This is a genomic window from Arenibacter sp. P308M17 (genome assembly GCF_003426735.1).
In the GTDB taxonomy this organism is placed as follows: domain Bacteria; phylum Bacteroidota; class Bacteroidia; order Flavobacteriales; family Flavobacteriaceae; genus Arenibacter.
Genome location: NZ_QVON01000001.1, coordinates 489,822 through 515,137 on the forward strand (window position 1 = coordinate 489,822; position 25,316 = coordinate 515,137).

Below are 25,316 nucleotides of genomic sequence, written 5' to 3' on the forward strand. Positions count from 1 at the left end.
AAAGTTATAAATTTAAAAAATCAAACTTTTACGAAAACGTTGTAGTTTCACAAATTAACCGATATTTGTGCTCAAATAAACAAAGCCATTGCAATGCATAGAAAAAATACCACTCTGGGGGAGTTCATCATTGAAAATCAAGCATCCTTCCCATATTCCTCAGGGGAACTTTCCAAGCTTATCAATGCCATTAGATTGGCGGCAAAAGTAGTGAACCACGAGGTAAATAAGGCAGGACTGGTAGATATTATTGGGGCGGCAGGGGATACCAATATCCAAGGAGAGGACCAGCAAAAACTGGATGTTCTGGCCAACCAAAAATTTATTCAAACCTTAATAAATAGGGAAATAGTCTGCGGGATCGCCTCTGAGGAAGAAGATGATTTTATTAGTATCAATAGCAGTGACAACCGGCACCAAAATAAGTACATTGTGCTGATAGATCCCTTGGATGGGTCTTCCAATATAGATGTGAACGTTTCGGTAGGAACTATTTTCTCCATCTATAGGAGGGTGACCCCTATTGGCACTCCTGTTGCCCTAGAGGATTTTTTACAGCCGGGAAGGGCGCAAATTGCTGCCGGTTATATTGTTTACGGAACTTCCACTATGTTGGTCTATACCACTGGCGATGGGGTAAACGGATTTACCTTAAACCCTGCACTGGGTACATTTTACCTTTCCCATCCCAATATGGAGTTTCCGGAAACGGGAAAAATTTATTCTGTAAACGAAGGGAATTATGTGCATTTTCCACAAGGTGTAAAGGATTACCTCAAATATTGTCAAAAGGAGGAAGGGGATAGGCCCTATACCTCAAGGTACATAGGCTCCCTGGTTTCCGATTTCCATAGAAATATGATAAAGGGCGGAATTTATTTATATCCCAAAAGCAGTGTTGCAGCTGAGGGCAAATTGCGATTGCTCTATGAATGCAATCCCATGGCATTTATTGCCGAACAGGCCAAGGGTAAGGCCAGTAATGGGTTTGGCCGTATAATGGATATTAAACCCACCGAACTGCACCAAAGGGTGCCCTTCTTTTGTGGAAGCAAAAAAATGGTAGAAAAGGCCGAGGAATTTATGCAGGCCGCAAAATAGGAAAAGGAGCTTTTGGCTCCTTTTTTAATTCATATCGCAATGGGACCCTAGTGTCGGGACAATGCTACTGTGTCGTTTAAGTCGCCGTAATTTTTTGTCTGGCCAAGGCAAAAAATGTTGCATAGCCTTAGCTACAGAACTGTTTTTTAACGAAGGCCGGGTGAAAAAGAACAAGACTTGGGATGGCTAAAGTAGGGTTGACAGGACACTAGTGTTTTAAAAGGTACAAATAGTCTTCAAAATCTATTTTTCCAGAAAAAATATCTATAGATCTTTTAATGATCAGATTGGCACTTTCGGATCTATACCCCAAGCCAATGGCGTATTTGGTTATTAGGGTCCGCTCTTCCTCATCAATATTATGATCAACGAAAATAATCCTGAACAGATCGAACAATCTTTCCAAACGTTCCTCTGAACTTACAGGGGGATTGATGGGATATTTGATCTCTGATTTCATTACTTCCTGGTATTCGGCATCGGTAATGTCCAGTTTATTGGCGAAACGGTCCAATAATTTTTTTTCTTCCGTATTTATGGCCCCATCCACTGCGGCCAAGGTAGCAATGGATGCGAAATGTGCCAAATTTCTTCTGTGCGTTCCACTACTATATAAATCTACATAAGACATATTCATGATATTTATTTGAAACAAAGATAAATTTTTAGAAAAGCTTATTTGTAAATTTCTTTAATTTTTTCATTGGGGCAGGCAAGAGTATATGTTGGGATGGGTTAAAGATGGTAGCCGCCTATGAAGAATGGCCGAATATGATTATTGGACAGAAGTTGGTAAGTAATTGGCAGCATTTCGCCAATGGTTTTCAGTCCGTGAAACTGTTTTAACACCCCTGTATATTACAATAAATAAAAAGAGTTGTTTTTTTATTTATTGTAATATCTTTGGTTATCTCAACCACAAATTATAATAATTCGCTTTAGAGCACCCCAAGTATGTCCTTTAAGATCCCAAAGAAAGAAATAATATACCCGCTTTCTGTTTTTGCCATATTAATGATTGTGGTAGTTTTCCTTTGGAAGAATTCTTTGGATTCCAATAGGGAACTGCTCAAAAAGGACATTGAGGCGAATGGTCTTATCCAGTCCCAGGGGTTTTTGTCTTCCGGCCAAAAAAGTATAATTGTCCTTGAGAATCTTATGAAGAGGTTGGAGATGACCAATGGGGATTATTTCGAGTATTGGGAAAAGGACGCCGAACTTATTCTAAAAGAAGATCAATCCTTTAAGTTTGTTGAATGGATCGATAGTTCCTTGGTGATCAGGAAGATTGTTCCGTTGAAAGGGAACGAGGCCGTGGTTGGCATGGATTTGCTAAACCATCCACGGCGTGATGAATGGTTGCGGCATGTACGGGACACATCGACCAACTTAACCTCTTGGATACCAATGATGCAAGGAGGCCATTCCATATTATTGGATGTACCTGTTTTTTTTGGGGGTAAATTTCAGGGAACCATAACCGCTGGCATGGAATTTACGGCCACATTTGATAAGTTGTCGGCCGGAATGGATAATTATGCCATCGAAATAAAGGACGATAAGGGAACTACTTTTTATAAACGCAATGACCCCTCGCCCGGCGACTTTAGCGATGATTTGGTCTATGTTAGGTCTTATGAGGTGGACCAGGACGACAAACAGGTATGGACCTTTTATTTAATGCCCCGCAATAAAAACGTATTGGCCGAAAGAAATAGGTCCTCTTCCAGCATTTTAATTTTTGGGATACTTATATCCCTGCTAATGAGTTTATTGACCTATTTTTATCAATCTTCCAGAAATGAAAATACACGTTTTAGGGATTTGAACATTAAGCTCCGGGTAGCCAATAGAAGTTTGAGGGAGGAACGGATAAAAGCGGAAAAGGCCTCCAAGGCAAAAACCGAGTTTGTTTCCAATATGAGCCATGAAATCAGGACCCCTTTAAATGCTATTATGGGCTTTATCGAAGTGCTAAAGGAATCCAAAATGGATAGTTCCCTACAGGAATACCTTTCTTTGATGGATGTTTCTTCCAAAAAACTGCTGCTATTGGTGAACGATATTTTGGAAATAGACAAAATAGAATCTGGCCAAATAAGCTTTAAAAAGGATATCTTTTCCCCATCGGAAGAGTTGCGGAATATTATTAGTATTTATAGGCCCAGTATTGAAGCTAAAGGGCTTTACGCTAATTTGGATATTGTCTCGGATTCCAAATCCCATGTTATTGCGGACATAGGTAAGTTTGGCCAAATCCTCACCAATCTATTAAGGAATGCCCTAAAGTTTACGGAAAAGGGCGGAATAGACATTTCTTATGAAGAGACCATAGTCAAAAATGACCTAAATATAAGTATTGGCATTCGGGATACCGGAATCGGAATTCCTAAAAACAAACTGAAAACCATATTTGATAGGTTTACACAAATAGATTCCGGTTTAACCAAGAGACACGAAGGCAGTGGTCTTGGCCTGTACATTACCTATCTGCTTATAGAGCTGCTGGAGGGGCATATTGAGGTAGACAGCATGGAAAATGAGGGTACGGAATTTAAGATTTCGTTCAAGTTTCCTATTACCGAGAAACAACCGAAAACCAATGCGCCCATTTCCAAGAGTATTGATTTGACCGGATTTAAGGTATTGATCGTAGACGACAATAAGGTAAATGTAGTGGTTCTTAAGAAGACCTTGGATGCCTTTGGTATTAATACTTATTGGGTGGGCAATGGAAAAGAGGCCGTAACGGCAGTGGCCGAAAACCAATACGATCTGGTCTTTATGGACATACATATGCCGGAAATGGATGGTTTTGAAGCCACCCTGGAAATTAGAAAAACCCAAAAGGACCTCATTATAATCGGTTTCTCGGCCGATGTAACCAAGGAAACCATCCAAGGGGCCATGGAGGTCGGGATGAACGATTATTTTACCAAGCCGATTACATTTGATAAACTTAGGCAGAACCTATCCAAATACCTTGTTCGGTTATAGTACAGTTGGCCCTAGTTATTTGCCCTGAGACATTATGGTTCTTCATGGATTTGAGGCGTTTCCTCCATGTAGCGTTATATATGCTACTATTCTTAGGTAATCCCAGCTCTTAATCGGACTTTCGGAGGTCGTGAAAAACAGTCTGTTAACAATCATATAACCTAATTTTAAAGCTGTATTTAGGTTATTATCAACCTGAAATGTCAATCTTTGAATTTATATTGATTTTCTATACATGAAAATTGTTTTCAATTCAATGACCTCCATGGTCTTATTCTTTCATCTGGAATCCAGGTCCCTTTGCCCTCTTTTCAAGTTTCATCCCATAAACCGACCAAATACAACTTCATGAAAAAAAGAACTGTGGAACTAGTGGTCTTGTCCGATGTGCATTTGGGGACCTACGGATGCCATGCCAAAGAATTGGGCAAATATCTAAAGTCGATAAAACCCAAGGAAGTGGTTTTGAATGGTGATATTATCGATATATGGCAATTTAGCAAACGCTATTGGCCAAAATCCCATATGAAGGTGGTAAAGATCATTATGCAATGGGTAGCTGAAGGAGTCCCCGTACACTATGTGGCGGGCAACCATGATGAAATGTTAAGGAAATTTCTGGGATTTAAATTGGGCTCCTTTAGTATTGTCAACAAAGTGGTCCTGGAGATTAATGGGAGCAAGGCCTGGATGTTCCATGGGGATGTTTTTGATGTTACCATGCAACATTCCAAATGGATAGCAAGGCTGGGTGCCACAGGGTATGATATGTTGATTTTGTTGAACAGTGCCATAAATTATTGCAGCAAAAAAATAGGAAGGGGACCGGTTTCCATGTCCAAGAAGATAAAGAACAGTGTTAAATCGGCCGTTAAATTTATTAATGACTTTGAACAGATTGCAGCCGATATCGCCATAGAAAATGAATACGATTATGTGGTTTGCGGTCATATTCACCAGCCGGAGATGAGGGAAATAACTACCTCCAAAGGCTCGGTCATGTATCTTAATTCCGGAGATTGGATAGAGAATTTAACCAGTTTGGAATATAATTATGGAGCGTGGAAATTATACCACTATATGGACGATGTTACGGTTATAAATGAGGACGAAAATATTTTGGAGCCTACGGAAATCCTGGATAAGAACCAACTTTTTCAAAATTTGGTGAAGGAGTTTCAATTTTTGTCCTCCATCGGGAACAAATGATCTTCCTATCCGTTTGATCCCATTAAAACGATAATGAAATGAAAGTATTATATGCCATCCAGGGAACTGGTAATGGACATTTAAGTAGGGCTCGAGATGTTATTCCGGCACTACAGAAAAAGGGCTTGGAATTGGATATACTGGTAAGTGGAATACAGGCAGATATTCAGATTCCCCATCCGGTAAAATATCGGCTTCAAGGCCTTAGTTTTATTTTTGGGAAACAGGGAAATGTTAATTTATGGAGGACCTATCTCAAGTCCAATGCAGCTAGATTGCAGCGGGAGATAAAAAGTATACCCATAGGGGATTATGATCTGGTCATAAACGATTTTGAGCCTGTTTCCGCCTGGGCTTGTAAGCTAAAAAACAAACCTTCCGTAAGTTTTAGCCATCAGGCGGCGGTGCTTTCCCCCAATTCTCCCAAACCGGACAAAAATGACTTGATGGGAAAGTTTATCCTAAAGAATTATGCGCCTACCACCCAACAATTCGGGCTTCATTTTAGAGCTTATGGGGATAAGATCTATACCCCTATTATAAGACAGGATATTAGAACGGCGGAGGCTAGGGAGGGGAGCCATTATACGGTATACCTACCGTCTTATAGTGATGGAAGGATATTGAAAACCCTTTCAGAGGTTCCCCATATAAATTGGGAGGTTTTTTCCAAACATAATAAGGTGGAATTTTATGGCAAGCATATTAGCATTAGGCCAATAACCAATGAGGCCTTTGTAAACAGTATGGTCACCGCCAAGGGTATATTGTGCGGCGCAGGTTTTGAGACACCGGCGGAGGCATTGTACCTGGGCAAAAAGCTGATGGTAATCCCTATGAAGGGGCAATATGAACAACAGTGCAATTCCGCTGCATTGGAAGAATTGGGGGTACCGGTAATCAAATCCCTAAAGAACAAGCATTTGGACAAACTAAGACAGTGGGTAGATAGTGATGCAAAAATAGAGGTAAACTATCCGGATATAACCGAACAGATTATTGGCCAGTTGCTGGAAGAGGTAGTTCTGGGCTAAGCATCTTAATTATTATGTCGAAAAATTCAGGTTATTTCAATTTAAGGGCAAATGACTATGGTAAAGATTTTATTTGGGGCGTAGCTACAGCGGCATATCAGATAGAGGGTGCCCACGACCTACATGGTAAAGGACCCTCCATTTGGGACGACTTTACCTCAAAAAAAGGAAATACCTATCAAAATCAGCACGGCAATGATGCCTGCGAATTTTATCATAGGTTTCAGGAGGATATCCTCCTGATGGCGAAAATGAATATTGGCCATTTTAGGTTCTCCCTGTCCTGGTCCAGGATACTGCCAAATGGAACAGGAACGGTCAGCACCAAAGGCATTCAATTTTATAATGATGTCATTAACTTTTGTCTGGAATGCGGTATAACCCCTTGGGTAACCTTATACCACTGGGACCTGCCCCTTGCCTTGGAAAAAAAAGGGGGATGGACCAATCGTGAAATTCTTGGATGGTTTCGGGAATATGCCACTGTTTGTGCCCATAATTTTGGGGATAGGGTAAAGAATTGGATGGTATTGAACGAACCTATGGTCTTTACGGGTGCTGGGTATTTTATAGGGGTACACGCTCCAGGGAGGAAAGGTTTAAGCAATTTTTTGCCCGCCGTGCACCACGCCGTATTGTGCCAGGCTGTGGGTGGTAGAATTTTACGCAGTTTAGTGTCCAATGCCAATATTGGCACTACCTTCTCTTGTTCCCAAATATCACCTTATAGGAACAATCCAAGGGACCTTAAGGCTGCTGAGAGGGCGGATGCCATGCTTAACCGACTCTTTATAGAACCTTCTTTGGGAATGGGGTACCCTTGGGATATCGTTCCGGTATTAAAACGACTGCAATCCTATATATTGCCGGGGGACGCCGACAACTCCGTTTTTGATTTCGATTTTATTGGGGTCCAAAATTATACGCGGGAAAAAGTTAAGCATTCCTATTTCGTACCCTATATAAGGGCAAAAATTGTAAAGGCAAGTAAGCGAAAGGTGAATGCTACCCTAATGGACTGGGAAGTCCATCCCCCCAGTATTTTTAAAATGATAAAAAGATTCAACAGTTATAAGGGCATAAAAAAAATAATAATTACCGAAAACGGAGCTGCCTTTGCCGATGAAATCTACAAGGGCAGGGTAGATGATAAAGAAAGGCTTTCCTATCTACAGGCGTATTTGAAAGAGGTGCACAGAGCACAAAGGGAGGGACTAAAGGTAGATGGGTATTTTGTGTGGACATTTACCGATAATTTTGAATGGGCAGAAGGATATTACCCTAGATTTGGATTAGTCTACATCGATTTTGAAAATCAGCAACGCATTATAAAGTCATCCGGAAAATGGTTCAGAGAATTTCTGGACACTGGGAAGTTAGCGTTATAGAGATCCCTTTTTTACAAGGAATATCCCAACCTTAGGCTGCCGTAATAATTCCTTCCGTTTCCGGGATAGTAGAATCTGGGTTCCGCCCCGCCAAATCCCGTGGTGTTGATAAGTACGGATTGGGCATAGTTGATGTCGAAGATATTATTGATCCCAAAAGCCAAATCCATGGACAACCTTTTCCCCAATTGCTTTTTATACCCCAGCTTGGTATTCATTACATTGTAGGCATTACTGTAGAGGCTATTGGCGTCCGTTAACGGAATTTCCCCTACGTACTGGTGGGTGGTATACCAATACATTTTATTGTTGAGTTGGGCTTGTAGGCCAGAATTTAATCGGTGTTGGGGAACCCCCGTCAAGGGATTTCCGGAATAATCGTTATCCCCGTCCACAAAGGTCACAAAATTATGATCGTTAAAGGTATAGCTGATAAAGGGGGTTATCCTTAGTTTGGGGCCAATATCCCAATTGTAGTCCATATCCAGTTCCAAACCCTGATGTTTCGTCTTGCCCGCATTTTTACCAATATATTGATCCTCTCCAACCCGTTGGGCAACCAAAAGGTTTTTTATGTCCATTCTGTAGAGGGCAAGGTTTATGTTTAATTTCCCATCCAGCAGCAGTAGTTTGGAACCAATTTCATAGTTTACACCCGTTTCTTGGGCAATATCAGGATTAATTACCCCATCCGGAGTAAGGGTCTCTTCCACAGTAGGGTTGGAAAAGCCTTTACTTATATTGGCATAAATTGAATTTACGGCCGATAAATTATAGTTGAGGTTTAGGCTGGGCAGTACTATGGCGTCAAAATTTCTTTCTGCGCTCCTATTGTCGGCCCCTTGATTGAATTCATCCCTGAAATCATAATACGTCTTGTTGACGCTCAGTCCAATCTGGGTAGAAAAAGCCTTTCCAAAGGGAATAAGCAGATTGCCAAAAGCATTGAACTGTCTTCTAAACTCTTTGTTTTTTGCAAATTGGTCGCCCTCTACACTTCCTTGGCCATTATTGTCTTCATATAGATTTTCATATTCGTCCCATTGGTATTCGTCCTTGTATAATTCGGCCCCAAAATTATAATCAATGTTAGCGCCGTTGGCCACCCACTTACCCGTAAACTTTGTACGGAACCCATAGCCGTTGGTGTATTCCTCCAAAATGCCAAAGGGCCTGGGTTCATAGTGGTCCAGATAGGAATAGAAAATACTGGTGGTGTTCTTTATTTTATCCGAAAAGCTATGGTTTAAGTTTAGGCCGGCTATGCTGTATTTGTTGTCCTCGTATCCTTTGGCAGCTTTCCAGGTAAACGCTGCCTTGGTAGGGTTTTCCTTAAAATCCGTCTCTCCTATAGAACTGGAAATTTGGGCGTTATAATCAACATGGTTGAAGAGAAGCCCAATATTGGTTTTAGTGTTTATTTGGTAATTTAAATCCAAGAGCACGCCTTCACGTGTAAATTTGTTGTTTTCCCTATAGCCATCGGTCTCCAAAATGCCATAATGAAAGTTTAGTGCTATTTTATTTTCCTTTAGGCTAAATTGTAAATTGTTCTTGACCATATTGTACGAGCCTACTGTAAAGTTATTCCTGAAATAAGTGGACTCGTTGCCGGGCTGTTTGGAATTCAGCAAAATGGCCCCTCCCAAATTTGCCCCGTGATTGGTCGCTTTTGGGCCCTTGATCACTTCCACTGAACTTAAGTTTTCCAAATCGAAGGATTCAATGGCGGAGAAGCCCGAACCGTTCGTAATGGGTATGTCATTATAGTAAAGTCGCAGTTTATCCGTCCCGAACAATGTTCTTGCACCTACCCCCCTTATGGTGATCCTGTTTGTATTTAGGGCCCCTGACAATATATAGACCCCGGATATCTGATTTATTGCCGATACCATATCTACGGGACTATAGTTCTGAAATACCTTGTTTCCTATTATTTTAGTAGCTATAATGCCATTATCGGTGGCCGATTGAAGGCTGTCCAGAAGGATTACTTCATCCAATTCGGTAATGCTATCTCTTTGGGTAGGTTCTTGGGCACTGGATACAAATACAGAAACTAAGGCAAATAGAAAATATCGGAAGCATTTCATGTGTTATGTTTAAGTTTCAAACTTAAGGATTATTATCTGAATTTTTTCTATTGAAGTGTATAGGGTACCATGTTTGTATGCTTTAAAATGGGAATAAATATCAACTATTTAGCGCAGTCTTTTCGGTTACAAAAAACATTGGTTATTTTTAGCGGGATATTGGCAAAATGGCCATAGCACCAAATTAAAGCGCATGGGTCTTTTATGATACATAAAGAGGTAGGCGCGGTATAAATGTATTTAAATGAAACGAACATTAAGAAATTTTAAAAATTACTTCACAAAAGGGGATGTTTAAAATTCCTGCCTTGCCGGCAGGCAGGTTTAATGTGAGAGCGAAGCGGTTACATACGCTCTCAACCTGCCCGACTAGCTATTCAGGCGGGTTTTAATTAATTTATTATCAAATAATTACAAAAATTAAACGTGTGAAAATTATTTCTTATAACGTAAACGGAATCAGGGCTGCGGTGAACAAGGGTTTTTTGGATTGGTTAAAAACAGTAAATCCGGATGTAGTGTGTTTGCAAGAGATCAAGGCCAATAGGGATCAATTGGATCTTGCACTTTTTGAAACCTTGGGTTACCCCTATCATTATTGGTATAGTGCCCAGAAGAAGGGCTATAGTGGAGTAGCCATTTTGGCCAAAATACAACCGGATCATGTGGAGTACGGTACCGGAATAGACTATATGGATTTTGAAGGACGAAATCTTAGGGCCGATTTTAATGGCATCTCCGTTATGAGCCTTTATTTGCCCTCAGGGACCAATATAGCCCGATTGGATCATAAACTACAGTATATGGCCGATTTCCAGGACTATGTTGACAATCTAAAAAAAGAGAGGCCGAACCTTATTATTTGCGGGGATTATAACATATGCCATGAGGCCATAGATATTCACGATCCGGTCAGGAACAAAAATGTTTCGGGGTTTTTGCCTGTGGAAAGGGAGTGGATCGGTAATTTTATGGATAACGGGTTTGTAGATAGTTTCAGGCATTTTAATAAGGAACCCGATAATTATACCTGGTGGAGCTATAGGGCCAACTCCCGTGCCAATAATAAGGGATGGAGATTGGATTATGGATTGGTCAGTAGCCCATTGGTAAGTCGTTTAAAACGTTCCGTTATTTTGTCGCAGGCCGTTCATAGTGATCATTGTCCCATTCTTGTGGAATTGGAGTAGGGACGCCATGGAACGTATATTTTTTGTTATTTACCGAAGTAGGGTTTCCCTTACCACAGAATAAAAGCATTGGCTTCTGCCGGAGTATCTTTAATTTCCTCAAGCTTTTTATTGACGCAAGTTGAGTTATATAACGAGAGTTGGGATATTTATTTGCTTTAGTTGATATTAATCATTTTTTTTACACTTAAAATCATCTGAATGAAGTATACCAATCTCCCCCATACCGATATAGAAGTAAGCAAAATATGTCTTGGCACTATGACCTGGGGCAGACAAAATACGGAAGAGGAAGGTCATGCACAGATGGATTATGCCTTGGAACAGGGCATTAATTTTTTTGATACGGCAGAATTGTACCCTATTCCTGCAACAAAGGAACGCTATGCGGATACCGAAAGGATTATCGGGAATTGGTTTAGAAAGAAAAAGAACCGAGATAAGGTAATTTTGGCATCCAAGATCGTAGGCAAGGACGAAGTCAGTAAGTTTATAAGAACCACGGGAATCAATCGAGAAACCATTACATCGGCCGTTGAGGGAAGCCTTTCCCGTTTGCGGACAGACTATTTGGATCTGTATCAGTTGCATTGGCCGGACCGGACTACGAATTACTTCGGAAAGAGGGGATATAGGCATAGTAGCCATGACCATTGGGAAGATAATATCCATCAGATATTGGAAACTTTTAGGGATCTGGTACGGGAAGGTAAAATTAGGCATGTAGGCATTTCCAATGAAACCCCTTGGGGAGCTATGCGTTACTTGGAGGAAAGCAAGGTACATGCCAGTTTGCCAAGAATGATTACCATACAAAATCCGTATAATCTCTTAAATAGGCTTTTTGAAGTGGGTCTGGCCGAGATCTCGCATCGTGAAAATTTGGGTCTTTTGGCTTATTCCCCTTTGGGTTTTGGTACATTGAGCGGCAAGTACTTAGGGGGGAGAAAGCCAGAGAATGCCCGTGTTACCCTATTTCCAAATTACAATAGATACAGTAGCGGGCCGGCTGTACAGGCTACCCAGGAATATTATAAACTGGCGCAGCAAAACGGTTTGTCCTTGGTGCAAATGGCACTGGCCTTTGTAAATTCGAGACCATTTTTAACCTCCAATATCATTGGTGCCACCACAATGGACCAGCTTAAGGAAAATATTGGTTGCATTGATGTGCAATTAAGCGAGGAAGTACTTAGGGGTATTGAGTCGATACACAATGAAATTCCAAATCCCGCCCCTTAAGGACATGACGGTGATAATTTTATTAAAAGTAGGGTTTTGGCAATTGGGCCTAATTGTTGTCGTTGTGGTATTGATGCTGGTTCTGGCACGGATGTTCAATTCAAAAAAATAGCGAATACCTAAGAGAATAGACTATTGGCCACATCTTCTATTTTTGAGGCCAACTGTACTCGGATATGGGTATTCTTTAAGGTTATCTTGTTGTTTTTGGAAACATAGATAGTGCTGAAACCCAATTTTTCCGCTTCCAAAATACGTTGATCTATACGTTGTACCGGCCTTATTTCTCCGGCAAGACCTACTTCTGCAGCAAAACAGACTCCTTTTTCAATCGGAATGTCCTCATTGCTGGAGAGAATGGCCGCAATTACAGCGAGATCAATGGCGGGGTCATCTACGGAAATTCCTCCGGTGATATTGAGAAAAACATCTTTGGCAGCCAACTTAAATCCGGCCCTTTTTTCCAGGACTGCCAAAAGCATGTTCAATCGCTTTGCGTTGTAACCAGTAGTGGAACGCTGTGGGGTGCCATATACTGCCGTGCTTACCAAGGCCTGTATTTCTATCATTAACGGGCGCATGCCCTCAACGGTTGATGCAATGGAGGTACCGCTTAAGCCTTCGTCGTTCTTGGAAATTAAAATCTCGGACGGATTGTTGACCTCCCTCAGGCCGCTACCCTGCATTTCATAGATTCCCAATTCGGATGTAGATCCGAAACGGTTTTTAAGGGATCTCAGGATGCGGTACACATAATTTCTATCGCCCTCAAATTGTAATACGGTATCTACCATATGCTCCAATATCTTTGGTCCGGCAATAGTGCCGTCTTTAGTGATATGGCCAATGAGTATAACGGGTGTATTGGTTTCCTTTGCAAATTTGATAAGTTCTGCGGTGCATTCGCGTATCTGGGAAATACTGCCTGCCGAGGATTCAATATAATCCGTATGCAGGGTCTGTATGGAATCGATGACCACAATATCGGGCTCGGTGGCTTCGATCTGTTGAAAGATATTTTGTGTTTTGGTCTCTGTAAGGATAAGGCAGGTTTCGCTATTGGGGTGAATGCGATCGGCACGCATTTTAATTTGTTTTTGGCTTTCTTCCCCGGATACATATAAAGTTTTATAGGGAAGTTTAAGGGCAATCTGTAGTAATAAAGTACTTTTTCCAACGCCCGGTTCCCCGCCCAAAAGCGTTAGGGAGCCTGGTACGAGTCCCCCGCCCAGGACCCTGTTGAACTCCAGATCGAAAGTATTGAGCCTTACTTCCCTGTCGGTACTAATTTCATTGATTCGTAATGGTTTTGCAATTTTTTTTAAAGATGGGGAAGTGTTTTTCCAGGAGACCTTCTCCTCTTTCTGGACTACCTCTTCCACAACGGTGTTCCATTGTTTGCAGGCTCCGCATTGTCCTACCCACTTGGCGTACTGCGTGCCACAGTGCTGACAAAAAAAAGCAGTTTTTGTTTTGGCCATTATTTAAATTATGGTTTGTGCTAAGGTAATGAACTCATTTAAACTTTTCTCAATTGGCTAAAAAATCGCTCTTTTTCGCCCACTTTTCACCTTTCCTGCCTGCCGGCAGGCAGGTTCTTGTTCCGTAGTTCTATTATGCAACTCAAAAGAGCTTCAATTGGACAAAAAATAGTTGATTCCCGCCCGTACCGTATCGGGCGGGTTCGCTTCAATCAGAAAAGTTTAAATGAGTTCAATAAGAAGTTTGAAAAGGAATTGGGGGTATGTAGTCCTATCGTGGAGCCTTATGCTCGATTGTCTGCAGTTTTTATTCGGTTATTCTTTTCTTTAAATCCATTCTTTCGTGCAATATTCTAGTTATCTCAACATAATTTTCATTCAGAGTTCTGTAGAATATTATATGCCGATCTGTTTTCATTCCGAGAAGCTGTTTTGAAATTCCATTATAGTTTTTTCCTATTTCAGGATTTTCAGCTATTCCTTGACAATTGGAAATTAGTCCATCGTAATACTTGTCCGCTTGTTGTTCGGACCAAACCTCAAACGTATAATTCCAAATTTTGGATAAATCCTCAACAGCTTTATTTGTCAATTTATATTCAGCCATTCGAGTGCTTTCTCTCTTTTAAGGATTCAAGATGTTTTTTTGGATCGAAGTCGTGAGCTATTCCGCTGTCGATCCCTTCTTGAATTGCTTTTTTCAAGGCGGTCACTTTATTTTCTTCTTCTTCCAAAAGTCTTAATCCAGCACGAATAACTTCGCTTACATTTTTAAACCTTCCTTCATTTATTCGGCTTTGAACGAATTGGTCAAAATAATTTCCGAGTGATATTGATGTGTTTTTGTTCATTTGATTACTCAATTTTATCAAAAATACCAAAAATTGGTATAAAGACAAAATTTTTATCAAATTGCACGCAATGTTCAGGCTATGATTTTGGTCTGGGAAATCCTTGTCTATGCAGGCAGGCGTTAGGATTTTTTAGAAATAGGCGAGAACAGGCAATTACTTATTGCCAATGTTTCTATTGGCTCTTTCATTAATAATCTTGGACCAAAACTTCAGTCGGTATGTGAAGAGTTGCGCTTGGATACTCATTTTTTAATTCATTAATCGACTTCCATTCGGATTTTTCGGTTTCCCTATACCAGGATTTCAATTGCTCTTCACAGTCAGTGTGTTTTTCCCAAAAATCCCGTAAGGTTCTTTTTGCTATTACTCTCACATTATACTTGTTCGACGCATAAATAGCATACAAGTTACCAAATTGGTAATAAAATTTTTTTTTTCAGCTTGTTGCCAACTGTTTTGTGCCAAGTATCTTTTTTGCACCCAATTTAAAAAGTTTAACCGAGTTCATTAAGTCGCTCGATTTCTTTTTTCAATGTCTGTTTTTCTGTGTTCGATTTAGTCAGTTTTATGGCTTTTTCATAATGTTCAATTGCTATTTGAATATCCGATTTAGCATATAGGTAACCCAATAGTGCGTGGTATTGATCGTTATCAGAAAGATTTAATTTATCAGCTTCCAGAATCGCTTTTTCGTGTCCGTAAATTTTTGAAAAAACAAAGGTTCTGTTCAAGGCGGTTATGGGCGAATATTCAATTAATATCAGTTGGTTGTATAGTTGCAAAATATTTTTCCATTTGTCTTTGTTGTCCGTGGTATGCCAATAAGCAATTCCTGCTTCCAAATGATATTTTGAAATTTCGTTTCCGTTCGTAGCGTTTACCAAGAAATAATTTCCTTTCTCGATGAGCGATTTATCCCATTGGTTTTTGTCCTGTTCGTTAAAAAGTATGGCTTCGCCTTTTTCGTTGGTCCGAGCTTCAATCCGTGAACTTTGAAAACACATCAACGCCAATAAAGCGTTTGTTTGTGGTGTATTGGTTAACGGATTTTCTGTCAATATCAAATTTAACCTGATGGCTTCCGAGCAGAGTTCCTTTCGGATGAATTGATTGTTCGATTTTGAAAAATAACCTTCGTTAAACAGCAAGTACAATGTTTGCAAAACCGTTTCCTGTCTTGATCGGATTTCACTTTTGGATAATGTTTTGATTTGGAAATTATCGTTGCGAAGATTGTTTCTTGCCCGTTGCAACCGCTTTTTTATGGTTTCGGCTTTGGTGATAAACGCATTGGCAATTTCGTCCACGCTAAATCCACAAAGAATCTGAAGTGCCAATGCAATTTGACTTTCAGAATTGTTAGAAGGATTGCAAACGGCAAAAATCATTGTCAATTGACTGTCCGAAATAATTTGTTCGTGAAACTCAAAATCGTTTTCCTGTTTGGGCCTATCTGAGTTTATGTCGTTCTTGATTTTGGTTTCAAAAACCGAAAGGTGCCTGAAATAATCCTTGGTCTTGTTCTTGGCAACCGTATAAAGCCAGGCTGTGGGATTTTCAGGGATTCCGTTTATTGCCCAATGTTCCGAAGCTTTTAGAAAGGTGTCGCTCGCAATATCTTCGGCAATCCCAATATGTTTTAAACCAAAATGACGGCATAAAACGGCCGTCATTTTCGCATATTCCTGTCTGAACAAATGCGGTAAAAGTTCGTTATGTGAAGCCGGTAGTTCAGCCATTCTGCAAAGGTTGACTCGTACCGCCTACACATTCCAGGATTTCTACCAGATGCGAGTCATTCAATCCGCTTTCATCGCGTCTTCGCTGAAATTCAAGGAATGAAGGAACATTCAAAATTTTATTCTGAACTGACACGTCAACATAACTTGAGGTGTGAACGAAGGTTTTTCCGTCTTCTTTTAGGAAAACACGATACTCAAACTCAGAAGTGTCCAGCGACTTAAAATCCTTTAGGAATTTATCTATATTGGCTTTGTTCTCCGGCACAAATTCCGGTTTTATCCGGTAAGAAACTGTTACGTATATCATTTTACCAGAATTTCTCTTACCTCAATATTTCCTCCAATTTTGAAAACAGGGTTTCCTTTGGCCATTTCCACGGCTTCGTCAATGTTCTCGGCTCTTACAACGATATAGCCACTAATGAATTCCTTGATTTCGGTATAAGGCCCGTCCGTAACCACATTGTTTGGCTTTACGGTTTTGGCGCTTCCGGGAATGGGCAAAAGTGTATTTCCTTTGTCCACTAGCTTGTTTTGTGCGGCAATACTGCCCAGCCAATTCATTCGCTCCTGCATTTGCTCTGGCGAAGGTTTGAAGTCCGAAATGTCCTTTAGTCTGAAAATTAATGCAAATTCTTTCATTATATTATAATTTTTTTAAATTCAACTTAATGACGATTCAATTTTCAATATGGGGACAAAGTTTCAATTTTTTTTGAGCGTTTTGTTCAAGTTGGGGGTAACAAGTCTATAACAACCATTACCTATTTCGGTTTTATACCAAAATCCTTTCAATACCCAAAATCGGCCTTTAGGGCATCAATTTTTTCCAAGGCCATTTCTTTGGTAAGAAAATCTATTTCTTCCATGCCAAAAGCCTTTTCAAAAGTTCTAAGGGCCTTTTTGGGTTCTCCCAGTTGCTCGTAATATTCCCCTTCAAAATAAAAGCCCAACATGGTATCGGGATACTCTTTTTTACATAGGTCGGATAAGGGTTTTAGGGATTCAAAGTCTTCCTTTTTTCTAGAGGCTGCGTAAATGGCCATAATATCGTTGAGACTGGTGGTTTTTCTAAAACCGAACAGGTTTTCTATGGACGCTTGTTTGTCTTCCAAATACTTGAACACGGGTTCGTCCGAGGTCAGTATTTTTTCTTTGTATTCCTTAGGACTTATAGGTTTGAACATGCCGAAGATATTGTCGAAAGCCTTCCCAATGCCATAGGTAGCTACAGAGATATGGTCGGCATTCCCATACTGATCAAAAAAATAACGCAGATTATCTATCTGCATATCCTTTAATGTTTGGTTCAGGGCCAGTACCCTGTTGCTATTTTCACTTTTTTCGCCCTCCAGGATCAATTGGTAGAAAATTTTCTTGTTCATCGCGGATAGTCTTGCGGGCAACCTTGTTTCCATTTCTGGAGCTAAATAGGGCGAAATACTGATATAGGCGTTAAATAGGGAATCGTCCTTGAAAAGGTAATAATTTCCAAAATTGGCCGTGATATCATAGCCCACAAACATTTTAAAGGGAGCCGTACTGAATTTGGTTTCCAAATAGGGAATAAGCTCCATCCCCAAAAATTCGAAGAACAGCTTGCCTTTTTCGCTGGGGAGGCCGGTATCCGGATCAAAGCCGCAATCCTGAAGCCTTAGATTGTCCTTGGATTGGTTTACGCCAACTACTATAGCTTCGGGCATACCATGAAAATTACTGTAAAACTTTGCATTGGCCACCACCTGGTCAAATAAATATTCCCCGTCCAAAACCACGATGACCGGGTATTTTTTTTCTGCGGTGTAACTTTCGGGGAAATAGTACTGTACATCCCTGCGTTCCTGTAACTTGAAGGATTCGAATATTTCTTGGGTCAGCTGTGCCTTGCCGCCAAAACAGACCAGCAGGGCCAATAGGGTAAAAAAACGTTGCATAGAACAGAATTTGGGCAATAGATGCCTATTTGTTTCTGTTCCATAACGGTAATATCAGAAAAGATATTGCGCCAAAAACGACTATCATCAAAGTTTGTGAAATCCACATGATCCACCCAAAGGCATCTCCCGAAACCTTGCTGATTCCAAAAATGGCCAGGGCACTGCTCACGGCAATGGGATAAATGCCTATGCCCCCATTGGTGGCCGACATGGCAAAGGCTCCTGCCACAAAAGCGACCAGCAACTGACTCAAGCTTAGGTCCACGGTTTCCAGTACGGTATATTTTATTACCCAAAACATGGCTATATAGGCGAGCCAAATAAATAGGGTGTGAAGAACAAATCCCCATTTGTTCTTCATTTCAAAAATACTGAGGATGCCCTCCAATAGGCCCCTCAAAAATGTTTTTAGTTTTAGGGCAAATTTCGATTTCGATTTTTTTAATACATACATTCCCAAAGACAGGATCAAAATCCCGGAAAAAAGTAGCATCGATAACAAAATAAGATTAAAACCTTTTTGTTGAAGGAAGTTCCAAATAATTTCGGTTTGAAGGAACAGTGCTATGGCAACGATCAGGAATAGCATCACCAAATCGATGACCCTTTCCGTTACAATGGTCCCGAATCCTTTTTGGAAAGGAACATGCTCGTAGGTGGCCAAGGCCGTGGCCCTCAATATTTCCCCAGACCGGGGTATTCCCAGGTTGGTAAAATATGCGGTTAATATAATCAATATATTGTTGAATACCTTTGGCCTATAACCTAATGGCTGTAACAGGTAGTTCCATCGTACTGCCCGTGACAGGTGGGTAAGTATCCCCAAAACAACGGATACCCCTACCCAAAAAAGATCGGCATTTTTTATATAGTGGATAATTTCCGACCTATCTTCGGCAGAAGTGGAATAATAAGAATACCATACCAAAAAAATACCCAATACGATGGGCAGAATTGTTTTTAACGAATTCTTGATGGAGGACTTCAAACCTAGGTCAAAAGATTGGTTTCCTCATTGGGGAAAACCAAGGATGGGTTGAATTTCTTGGCCAGTTCGATGTCCATGGTAGCATAGGTGATCAGAATTAGAACATCGCCAACCGCGACCTTTCTAGCGGCCGCACCGTTCAAGGTAACCTCACCACTGCCCCTGGCTCCAGGTATGGCATAGGTTTCCAGCCTTTCACCATTGTCGTTGTTGACAATCTGTACCTTTTCGCCCCTAATTATGTTGGCCGCGTCCATCAAATCTTCATCAATGGTAATGCTCCCAATATAATTAAGGTCGGCACCCGTCACCTTTACACGGTGTATTTTAGATTTTACAACTTCTATTTGCATGGGACAAAGTTAATCAATATCTACCAATTGGATATCCATTTTCATTTCGGTCGGTATTTTGAAATCGGTGTTCAATTTTAGAGGGCAATGTTGTCTATTAGTCGAACATCCCCCGCATAAACGGCTATAAATGCCCTGTATTTTGTATTTCTGTTTTTTCTTTTAACAGGTTTCAGTTGGTCTATATCCGTAATTTTAACATATTCAAGGGTTAGTTTTGGGTGGTCCTTAAATTGTTTTTTTACCCAATCCATCGTAAAATTAGCACTTTTCGTGCCAAATTTATGTTTGGCAGCGATTAGGGTTTTGTATATAAAACCGGCCTCTTGCCTTAATTCCGTGTCCAATCGTTCGTTCCTGGAACTCATTGCCAATCCGTTGGTTTCCCTAACGATGGGGCAACCTATTATTTCTATTGGCAATTGGATTATTTTTATCAGTTTTTTGATGATCTGAAGTTGTTGAAAATCCTTTTCACCAAAGTATGCCCTGGTGGGCGAGATGAGACGTAATAGCTTTTCAACAATAGTTCCTACCCCGTCAAAATGTCCTTTTCTAAATTCCCCTTCCATAACATTTTCCAATCCCTCAAAATCATAAGTTTTGGAGATAATTTCACTGGAATACATTTCGGTGGCGGAAGGGGCAAAAACTACCAGGTCATCCGAAACTGTTTTTAATAGGGCCAAATCGGCCTCCAAAGTATTTGGGTACTTTTCCAGATCTTCCTTATTGTTGAATTGGGTGGGATTAACGAAAATGCTTATCAGGGTAAGCCCGTTCTCTTCAACCGATTTTTTAATTAGGGAGATATGTCCCATATGCAATGCCCCCATCGTGGGGACCAAACCAATAGTTTTGGTTTTTGGGAGGGAGGATAGATAGGACTTGAGTTCCTTTTTAGTGCTAATTAGCTGCATTCGTTTTACTTAAAAGACAGCAAACTTACTATAATTACTGCTAATCTGCATAATTTTTGTAATTTTGCACTTTCTCTTACTCTATTAATAAAATATTGCTTTTATGAATGGCAAAAAGATATTGTTTGTATCTTCAGAATTAGTACCCTATCTACCAGAGAACGAAGTTTCCTTAATGTCTTACGAAACCCCAAGAATGGTCAATAGCAATGGTGGCCAGATAAGGATTTTTATGCCAAGGTTTGGGAATATAAATGAACGTAGACATCAATTGCACGAGGTAATTAGGTTGTCCGGGATGAATTTGGTGATTAATGATATGGATATGCCATTGATCATAAAAGTGGCTTCCATTCCCAGAGAGCGTATTCAGGTTTATTTTATTGATAATGATGAGTACTTTAAAAGGAAGGCGACCTTTACCGATGAGGATGGTAAATTGTTTCCCGATAATGACGAAAGGGCCATTTTCTTTGCCAAGGGAGTGGTCGAGACGGTCAAGAAATTAAATTGGTCTCCGGATATTATTCACGTTCATGGTTGGATGGCCTCCTTGTTGCCACTCTATCTTAAAAAATTCTATGCCGATGAGCCTTTATTTTCCGGGAGCAGGATCATTATGTCCGTTTATGGACAGGGTTTTGATGGCACCTTGGATAAGGACCTCATTAAAAAGATTGCCTTCGACGGTGTTCCCGAAGAAAGTATAAAAGCGCTTGAAGAGCCCAATTATAATAATTTGTTAAAGGTTGCTGTGGATTATGCCGATGCTGTTATTTTAGCCGCAAAAGATATACCAGCAGAATTGGAAGACTACATATCCAAGCTCGAAAAACCTGTATTGCCATTTTTTCCTTTGCAGGAGTTTGAGGAGGCTTACATGAATTTTTATAACACCAAAGTATTAAAATAATCTAAATGAATTTACTGAACAGATTAAAATTGCCTACCGTGGTAGGTATGTTCCTTGTTGTGGTCTTGGGGTCCTGTGAGGAGGATTTGACTACCGTTGGTAGTGGCGTGGTAGGTGGTGAGCCATTTACGGCAGGCAAGGCGGTTTATGATGTATTTGCCTATAATAAAAAGATAGAAGCGGTCAGGACCAACAAATTGCCGGTGTATCAGATCGGGAACTACGTAGACCCTATATACGGCAAAACGGAAGCTAGAATTACCACTCAGGTACAACTGCCCGTAAACAACCCTACTTTTGGGAGTTACTCCGCGAAAGTGGAAGAAACTGCCGATACGGATTCCAGTGTTTTGACCATTAAAGAGAACGAGACAGTGGAAGAAGTGATTTTGTTCATTCCCTTTATAACAAACCCAAAAGGGGATAAGGATCTGGACGGTGTTGCGGACGAGTTTGATGTCGATCCCGAAGATCCCAACAGTGATAGTGATGGGGATACTTTAACCGATGTTCAGGAAAAGGCCTTGGGTACCGATCCATTGGATAAGGATACGGATGGGGATGGGGTCAATGATAATTTGGACGATGATACCGCTGTAAATAGGTTTCCCGTAAAATATGATCTGGACAGTATTTTTGATGCCAATGGGGATATTCCTGAATCCTTTAATTTTAAGGTGGAACGGTCTACATATTTCTTAAGGGACTTGGATCCCAACACCAATTTTCAGGAAGCCCAGCAATATTATTCATCCCAACAATTTTCTCCTGACTTTGTATCGGACGTTTTATTTGAAGGGCCTGTCCAGGTCAGTAATGTAGAGCAGTTGGTCTTTAAGGAAGACGATCCCGAAACGGAAGATGTGGACGAATCCGAGGAAGCGCCTACCAGGATTGCCCCGGGTATTAGGGTAAGCTTGAACAAGGTATTTTTTCAAGAGCATATTTTGGATAAGGAAGGTTCATCCGAGCTGCTGAGCCAGGCCAATTTTGCCAATTTTTTTAGAGGGGTCCATATGTCCGTGCCGGACGACGTTTTGTTATTGTTGGACATTACGCAAGGGAACATTACCGTTAAATATAAATACGATAGCGTAACCAGTTCGGCCGATACGACCATTATTCAAAATGAGAGGGAATTTGTCCTGTATTTTACAAGAAGGGATAGTAGTACCGGCAGTATATTGGGTAATGCAGTAAATACCTTTATTAATGAGGCCTACCCTGCTGAGGTTGCCAATGGTATGGACAATGGCTCCAACGCTTCAAAAATTTACTTGAAGGGCGGGGCCGGGAGTTTTGCACAGATCAAGCTTTTTGATGATGTGAACGGTAATGAAATAATAAATCAGATCAAGGCCAAGAATTGGATAATAAATGAGGCCAATTTGGTTTTTTACGTGGATAGAAATACTTTGGATGCTGCAGATGCCGTTATTGAGCCTTCCAAGTTATATTTGTTCAAGGACAACACCAATGCGCCGGTCTACAATCAATTTCTGGAATCGGAGGAGGATTACAACGCTGGGAATTTTACGAATTATGATGGAAATTTATATAAGGAAAGTGGCAAAGGGCAGCACTATAAAATTAAAATCACCAATTATATCAACGACCTTATAGTAAGGGATTCTACCAATACCACCTTAAACCTTACATTAACCTCCGATATCAGGGTTACGGCAGCCGGAAAGGCCATGTTGGACAATGCTACGGAAGGGGTAGTGCCCGTAATGTCCGTTATAAACCCTTTTGGAACAGTGCTTTACGGTAGTGATAATTTGCCAAGTGGGCTGGAGGGGAAAAAATTAAAACTCGAAATTTTCTATACCAAGGCCAATTAAAAGCCAGAAAAATACCACTTATAGTATTTTTAGGTTGATGAACTAAAAGTTAAAAGGTTTTAGATAACAAGGAGTTATATTTGTTATCTAAAACCTTTTGTTACTTAACCATTAAACTATAAGATATGTGTGGAATTGTTGGATATATTGGGCATAGGGATGCCTATCCCATAATTGTAAAGGGACTTCAGCGTTTGGAGTATAGGGGGTATGACAGTGCGGGCATAGCCCTGTACGATGGCAACGACATAAATTTAGCCAAGACCAAGGGAAAGGTGGAGGATCTTAAAAATAAGGCAAAAAGTACCATTTCCTTGGAAGGGAAATTGGGAATAGGTCATACAAGATGGGCTACACATGGGGTCCCGAACGATGTTAACTCGCATCCCCATTATTCCAATTCCGGCGATTTGGTAATTATCCATAATGGGATTATAGAAAATTATGATGCTATAAAGAAGGAATTGACCAAAAGGGGCTATACTTTTTCTTCGGAAACCGATACGGAGGTATTGGTAAACCTCATAGAGGAAGTGAAGCGCAAAGAAGGGGTCAAGCTCGGAAAAGCGGTTCAAATTGCTTTGAACGAAGTAGTTGGGGCATATGCCATCGCCGTTTTTGACAAACAAAAACCAGATGAAATAGTGGTGGCCAAATTGGGGAGTCCGTTGGCCATTGGGGTAGGGGAGAACGAATTTTTCATAGCCTCCGATGCCTCACCTTTTATAGAATTCACCAACAATGCCATTTATTTGGAGGATGAGGAAATGGCGGTCATTAGATTGGGGAAGGAAATTAAATTGAGAAAAATAAAAAACGATGCCATAGCCTATCCTTCAATCCAAGAATTGGCACTTAATCTTGAGGAGATTGAAAAGGGAGGTTTTGACCACTTTATGCTGAAGGAAATCTACGAACAGCCAAGGGCCATTTTGGATACCTATCGCGGACGCCTATTGGCCAAGGAAGGGATAATTAAAATGGCTGGGATAGATGATAATCTTGAAAAGTTCCTGAATGCCAACCGTATTATAATTGTGGCCTGTGGTACTTCATGGCACGCTGGATTGGTGGCAGAGTATATTTTTGAAGATTTGGCCCGGATTCCCGTAGAAGTGGAATACGCTTCGGAGTTCCGCTATAGAAACCCCGTTATCACGCATAAGGACGTGCTTATTGCCATTTCCCAATCCGGGGAAACAGCGGATACCTTGGCGGCCATTAAATTGGCCAAGGAAAAGGGGGCCTTTGTGTTTGGGGTATGTAATGTGGTAGGTTCCTCCATAGCTAGGGAGACCGATGCAGGTGCCTATACCCACGCCGGTCCAGAAATTGGAGTGGCTTCAACCAAGGCCTTTACAACCCAAATAACGGTATTGACCTTATTGGCCCTAAAGTTGGCCAAGGAAAAAGGGATTTTTAACCATACCCGTTTTCATGAACATTTAACAGAATTGGAAAATATTCCCTCCAAGGTAGAAAAGGCCTTACTTTCCAACCCACTTGTAGAAATAATTGCCAATGTCTATAAGGATTCTACCAACTGTCTTTACTTGGGAAGGGGCTACAATTTTCCCGTAGCCTTGGAAGGGGCATTAAAATTAAAGGAAATTAGTTATATACATGCAGAGGGCTATCCTGCCGCAGAAATGAAGCACGGACCAATTGCCCTAATAGATGAACATATGCCCGTAGTGGTCATAGCAACGAATAAGGGGCATTATGAAAAAGTAGTAAGTAATATTCAGGAGATAAAATCCCGAAAGGGTAAAATTATCGCTGTGGTTACCGAAGGCGACGAACAGGTAAGGGATTTGGCGGACCATGTCATAGAAATTCCTGAAACCTTGGAGAGCCTGACTCCCTTATTGACTACTATTCCTCTCCAATTATTATCCTATCATATTGCGGTAATGAGAGGTTGTAATGTAGATCAGCCCCGTAACCTGGCCAAATCGGTAACGGTGGAATAGAGAACCCTTCAAACAAAATTATAATGATATCCATTAATGGTGTTCCAAAAAGGGCAC

The 25,316-nt window shown here is 40.7% G+C and carries 22 protein-coding genes and 1 pseudogene; 10 read left to right on the top strand and 13 right to left on the bottom strand.

Translation table 11 applies throughout. The features are described 5' to 3' along the window. The first annotated feature begins 93 nt into the window (after window positions 1-93). Entirely contained in the window at window positions 94-1,101 is a 1,008-nt protein-coding gene (gene fbp, locus D0S24_RS02000; RefSeq protein ID WP_117018181.1) for a class 1 fructose-bisphosphatase, read from the top strand. A gap of 208 nt (window positions 1,102-1,309) precedes the next feature. Here the strand turns inward: fbp and D0S24_RS02005 are convergent, their stop codons facing one another. Then, window positions 1,310-1,732 (bottom strand): TerB family tellurite resistance protein, encoded by a 423-nt coding sequence (locus D0S24_RS02005; protein ID WP_117018566.1) that lies wholly within the window; start codon window positions 1,730-1,732, stop codon window positions 1,310-1,312. 323 nt (window positions 1,733-2,055) lie between these two features. On the opposite strand from D0S24_RS02005, the gene D0S24_RS02010 reads away from it, so the two are divergent. The 4 genes from D0S24_RS02010 (at window position 2,056) to D0S24_RS02025 (ending at window position 7,729) form a co-directional block, all read left to right on the top strand. Then, the gene (locus D0S24_RS02010) at window positions 2,056-4,098 is read left to right on the top strand and encodes a response regulator (protein WP_117018182.1); all 2,043 of its coding nucleotides are present in this window, start codon (window positions 2,056-2,058) and stop codon (window positions 4,096-4,098) included. A 348-nt stretch (window positions 4,099-4,446) separates the two neighbouring features. Beyond that, on the top strand, window positions 4,447-5,307 hold the full coding sequence (locus D0S24_RS02015; protein WP_117018183.1) for a UDP-2,3-diacylglucosamine diphosphatase: 861 nt from the start codon (window positions 4,447-4,449) through the stop codon (window positions 5,305-5,307). Between the two features lie 38 nt (window positions 5,308-5,345). Beyond that, complete coding sequence (locus D0S24_RS02020) at window positions 5,346-6,341, top strand: glycosyltransferase family protein (RefSeq protein ID WP_117018184.1); 996 nt, start codon at window positions 5,346-5,348, stop codon at window positions 6,339-6,341. Window positions 6,342-6,355: 14 nt separating this feature from the next. Continuing rightward, on the top strand, window positions 6,356-7,729 hold the full coding sequence (locus tag D0S24_RS02025; protein ID WP_117018185.1) for a GH1 family beta-glucosidase: 1,374 nt from the start codon (window positions 6,356-6,358) through the stop codon (window positions 7,727-7,729). An 11-nt stretch (window positions 7,730-7,740) separates the two neighbouring features. Here D0S24_RS02025 and D0S24_RS02030 read toward each other — a convergent pair whose 3' ends face one another. Then, entirely contained in the window at window positions 7,741-9,822 is a 2,082-nt protein-coding gene (locus D0S24_RS02030; protein WP_117018186.1) for a TonB-dependent receptor domain-containing protein, read from the bottom strand. A gap of 428 nt (window positions 9,823-10,250) precedes the next feature. Here D0S24_RS02030 and D0S24_RS02035 point away from each other — a divergent pair, with 428 nt between their 5' ends. Both D0S24_RS02035 and D0S24_RS02040 read left to right on the top strand, forming a co-directional pair. Continuing rightward, window positions 10,251-11,012, top strand: a complete 762-nt coding sequence (locus D0S24_RS02035; RefSeq protein ID WP_117018187.1) for an exodeoxyribonuclease III — start codon at window positions 10,251-10,253, stop codon at window positions 11,010-11,012. Between the two features lie 201 nt (window positions 11,013-11,213). Further along, on the top strand, window positions 11,214-12,254 hold the full coding sequence (locus tag D0S24_RS02040) for an NADP(H)-dependent aldo-keto reductase (RefSeq protein WP_117018188.1): 1,041 nt from the start codon (window positions 11,214-11,216) through the stop codon (window positions 12,252-12,254). A 119-nt stretch (window positions 12,255-12,373) separates the two neighbouring features. Here D0S24_RS02040 and radA read toward each other — a convergent pair whose 3' ends face one another. The 11 genes and pseudogenes from radA to panC all read right to left on the bottom strand — a co-directional run bounded on the left by radA (window position 12,374) and on the right by panC (window position 20,529). Continuing rightward, window positions 12,374-13,735, bottom strand: a complete 1,362-nt coding sequence (gene radA / locus D0S24_RS02045) for a DNA repair protein RadA (protein WP_117018189.1) — start codon at window positions 13,733-13,735, stop codon at window positions 12,374-12,376. A gap of 307 nt (window positions 13,736-14,042) precedes the next feature. Beyond that, window positions 14,043-14,342, bottom strand: a complete 300-nt coding sequence (locus tag D0S24_RS02050; protein WP_117018190.1) for a type II toxin-antitoxin system RelE/ParE family toxin — start codon at window positions 14,340-14,342, stop codon at window positions 14,043-14,045. Next, complete coding sequence (locus D0S24_RS02055) at window positions 14,335-14,586, bottom strand: type II toxin-antitoxin system ParD family antitoxin (RefSeq protein ID WP_117018191.1); 252 nt, start codon at window positions 14,584-14,586, stop codon at window positions 14,335-14,337. Before D0S24_RS02055 ends, D0S24_RS02050 begins: the two co-directional genes overlap by 8 nt. A gap of 226 nt (window positions 14,587-14,812) precedes the next feature. Continuing rightward, window positions 14,813-14,962 (bottom strand): annotated as a pseudogene (locus D0S24_RS02060) (type II toxin-antitoxin system HigB family toxin); the annotation flags it as partial. Window positions 14,963-15,083: 121 nt separating this feature from the next. Further along, window positions 15,084-16,328, bottom strand: a complete 1,245-nt coding sequence (locus tag D0S24_RS02065; protein WP_220377715.1) for an RNA polymerase sigma factor — start codon at window positions 16,326-16,328, stop codon at window positions 15,084-15,086. Next, complete coding sequence (locus D0S24_RS02070) at window positions 16,321-16,638, bottom strand: hypothetical protein (RefSeq protein WP_117018192.1); 318 nt, start codon at window positions 16,636-16,638, stop codon at window positions 16,321-16,323. The genes D0S24_RS02065 and D0S24_RS02070 overlap by 8 nt, the downstream gene beginning before the upstream one ends. Continuing rightward, on the bottom strand, window positions 16,635-16,973 hold the full coding sequence (locus tag D0S24_RS02075; RefSeq protein ID WP_117018193.1) for a YciI family protein: 339 nt from the start codon (window positions 16,971-16,973) through the stop codon (window positions 16,635-16,637). The genes D0S24_RS02070 and D0S24_RS02075 overlap by 4 nt, the downstream gene beginning before the upstream one ends. 149 nt (window positions 16,974-17,122) lie before the next feature. After that, window positions 17,123-18,265 carry an alpha/beta hydrolase gene (locus tag D0S24_RS02080; protein ID WP_117018194.1) on the bottom strand — a complete coding sequence of 381 codons (1,143 nt, stop codon included), beginning with the start codon at window positions 18,263-18,265 and terminating at the stop codon, window positions 17,123-17,125. Window positions 18,266-18,290: 25 nt separating this feature from the next. After that, entirely contained in the window at window positions 18,291-19,256 is a 966-nt protein-coding gene (locus tag D0S24_RS02085; protein ID WP_117018195.1) for a lysylphosphatidylglycerol synthase transmembrane domain-containing protein, read from the bottom strand. 2 nt (window positions 19,257-19,258) lie between these two features. Continuing rightward, window positions 19,259-19,609, bottom strand: a complete 351-nt coding sequence (gene panD / locus D0S24_RS02090) for an aspartate 1-decarboxylase (RefSeq protein ID WP_072860413.1) — start codon at window positions 19,607-19,609, stop codon at window positions 19,259-19,261. A gap of 77 nt (window positions 19,610-19,686) precedes the next feature. After that, window positions 19,687-20,529 (bottom strand): pantoate--beta-alanine ligase, encoded by an 843-nt coding sequence (gene panC, locus D0S24_RS02095; protein WP_117018196.1) that lies wholly within the window; start codon window positions 20,527-20,529, stop codon window positions 19,687-19,689. 103 nt (window positions 20,530-20,632) lie between these two features. On the opposite strand from panC, the gene D0S24_RS02100 reads away from it, so the two are divergent. From D0S24_RS02100 to glmS, 3 genes are all read left to right on the top strand, one after another. After that, the gene (locus D0S24_RS02100) at window positions 20,633-21,442 is read left to right on the top strand and encodes a glycogen/starch synthase (RefSeq protein WP_117018197.1); all 810 of its coding nucleotides are present in this window, start codon (window positions 20,633-20,635) and stop codon (window positions 21,440-21,442) included. Between the two features lie 5 nt (window positions 21,443-21,447). After that, window positions 21,448-23,286: a DUF4270 domain-containing protein gene (locus D0S24_RS02105; protein ID WP_117018198.1), complete on the top strand. Its 1,839-nt coding sequence runs from the start codon at window positions 21,448-21,450 to the stop codon at window positions 23,284-23,286. Between the two features lie 125 nt (window positions 23,287-23,411). Further along, the gene (gene glmS / locus D0S24_RS02110; protein WP_117018199.1) at window positions 23,412-25,259 is read left to right on the top strand and encodes a glutamine--fructose-6-phosphate transaminase (isomerizing); all 1,848 of its coding nucleotides are present in this window, start codon (window positions 23,412-23,414) and stop codon (window positions 25,257-25,259) included. Window positions 25,260-25,316 lie beyond the last annotated feature (57 nt).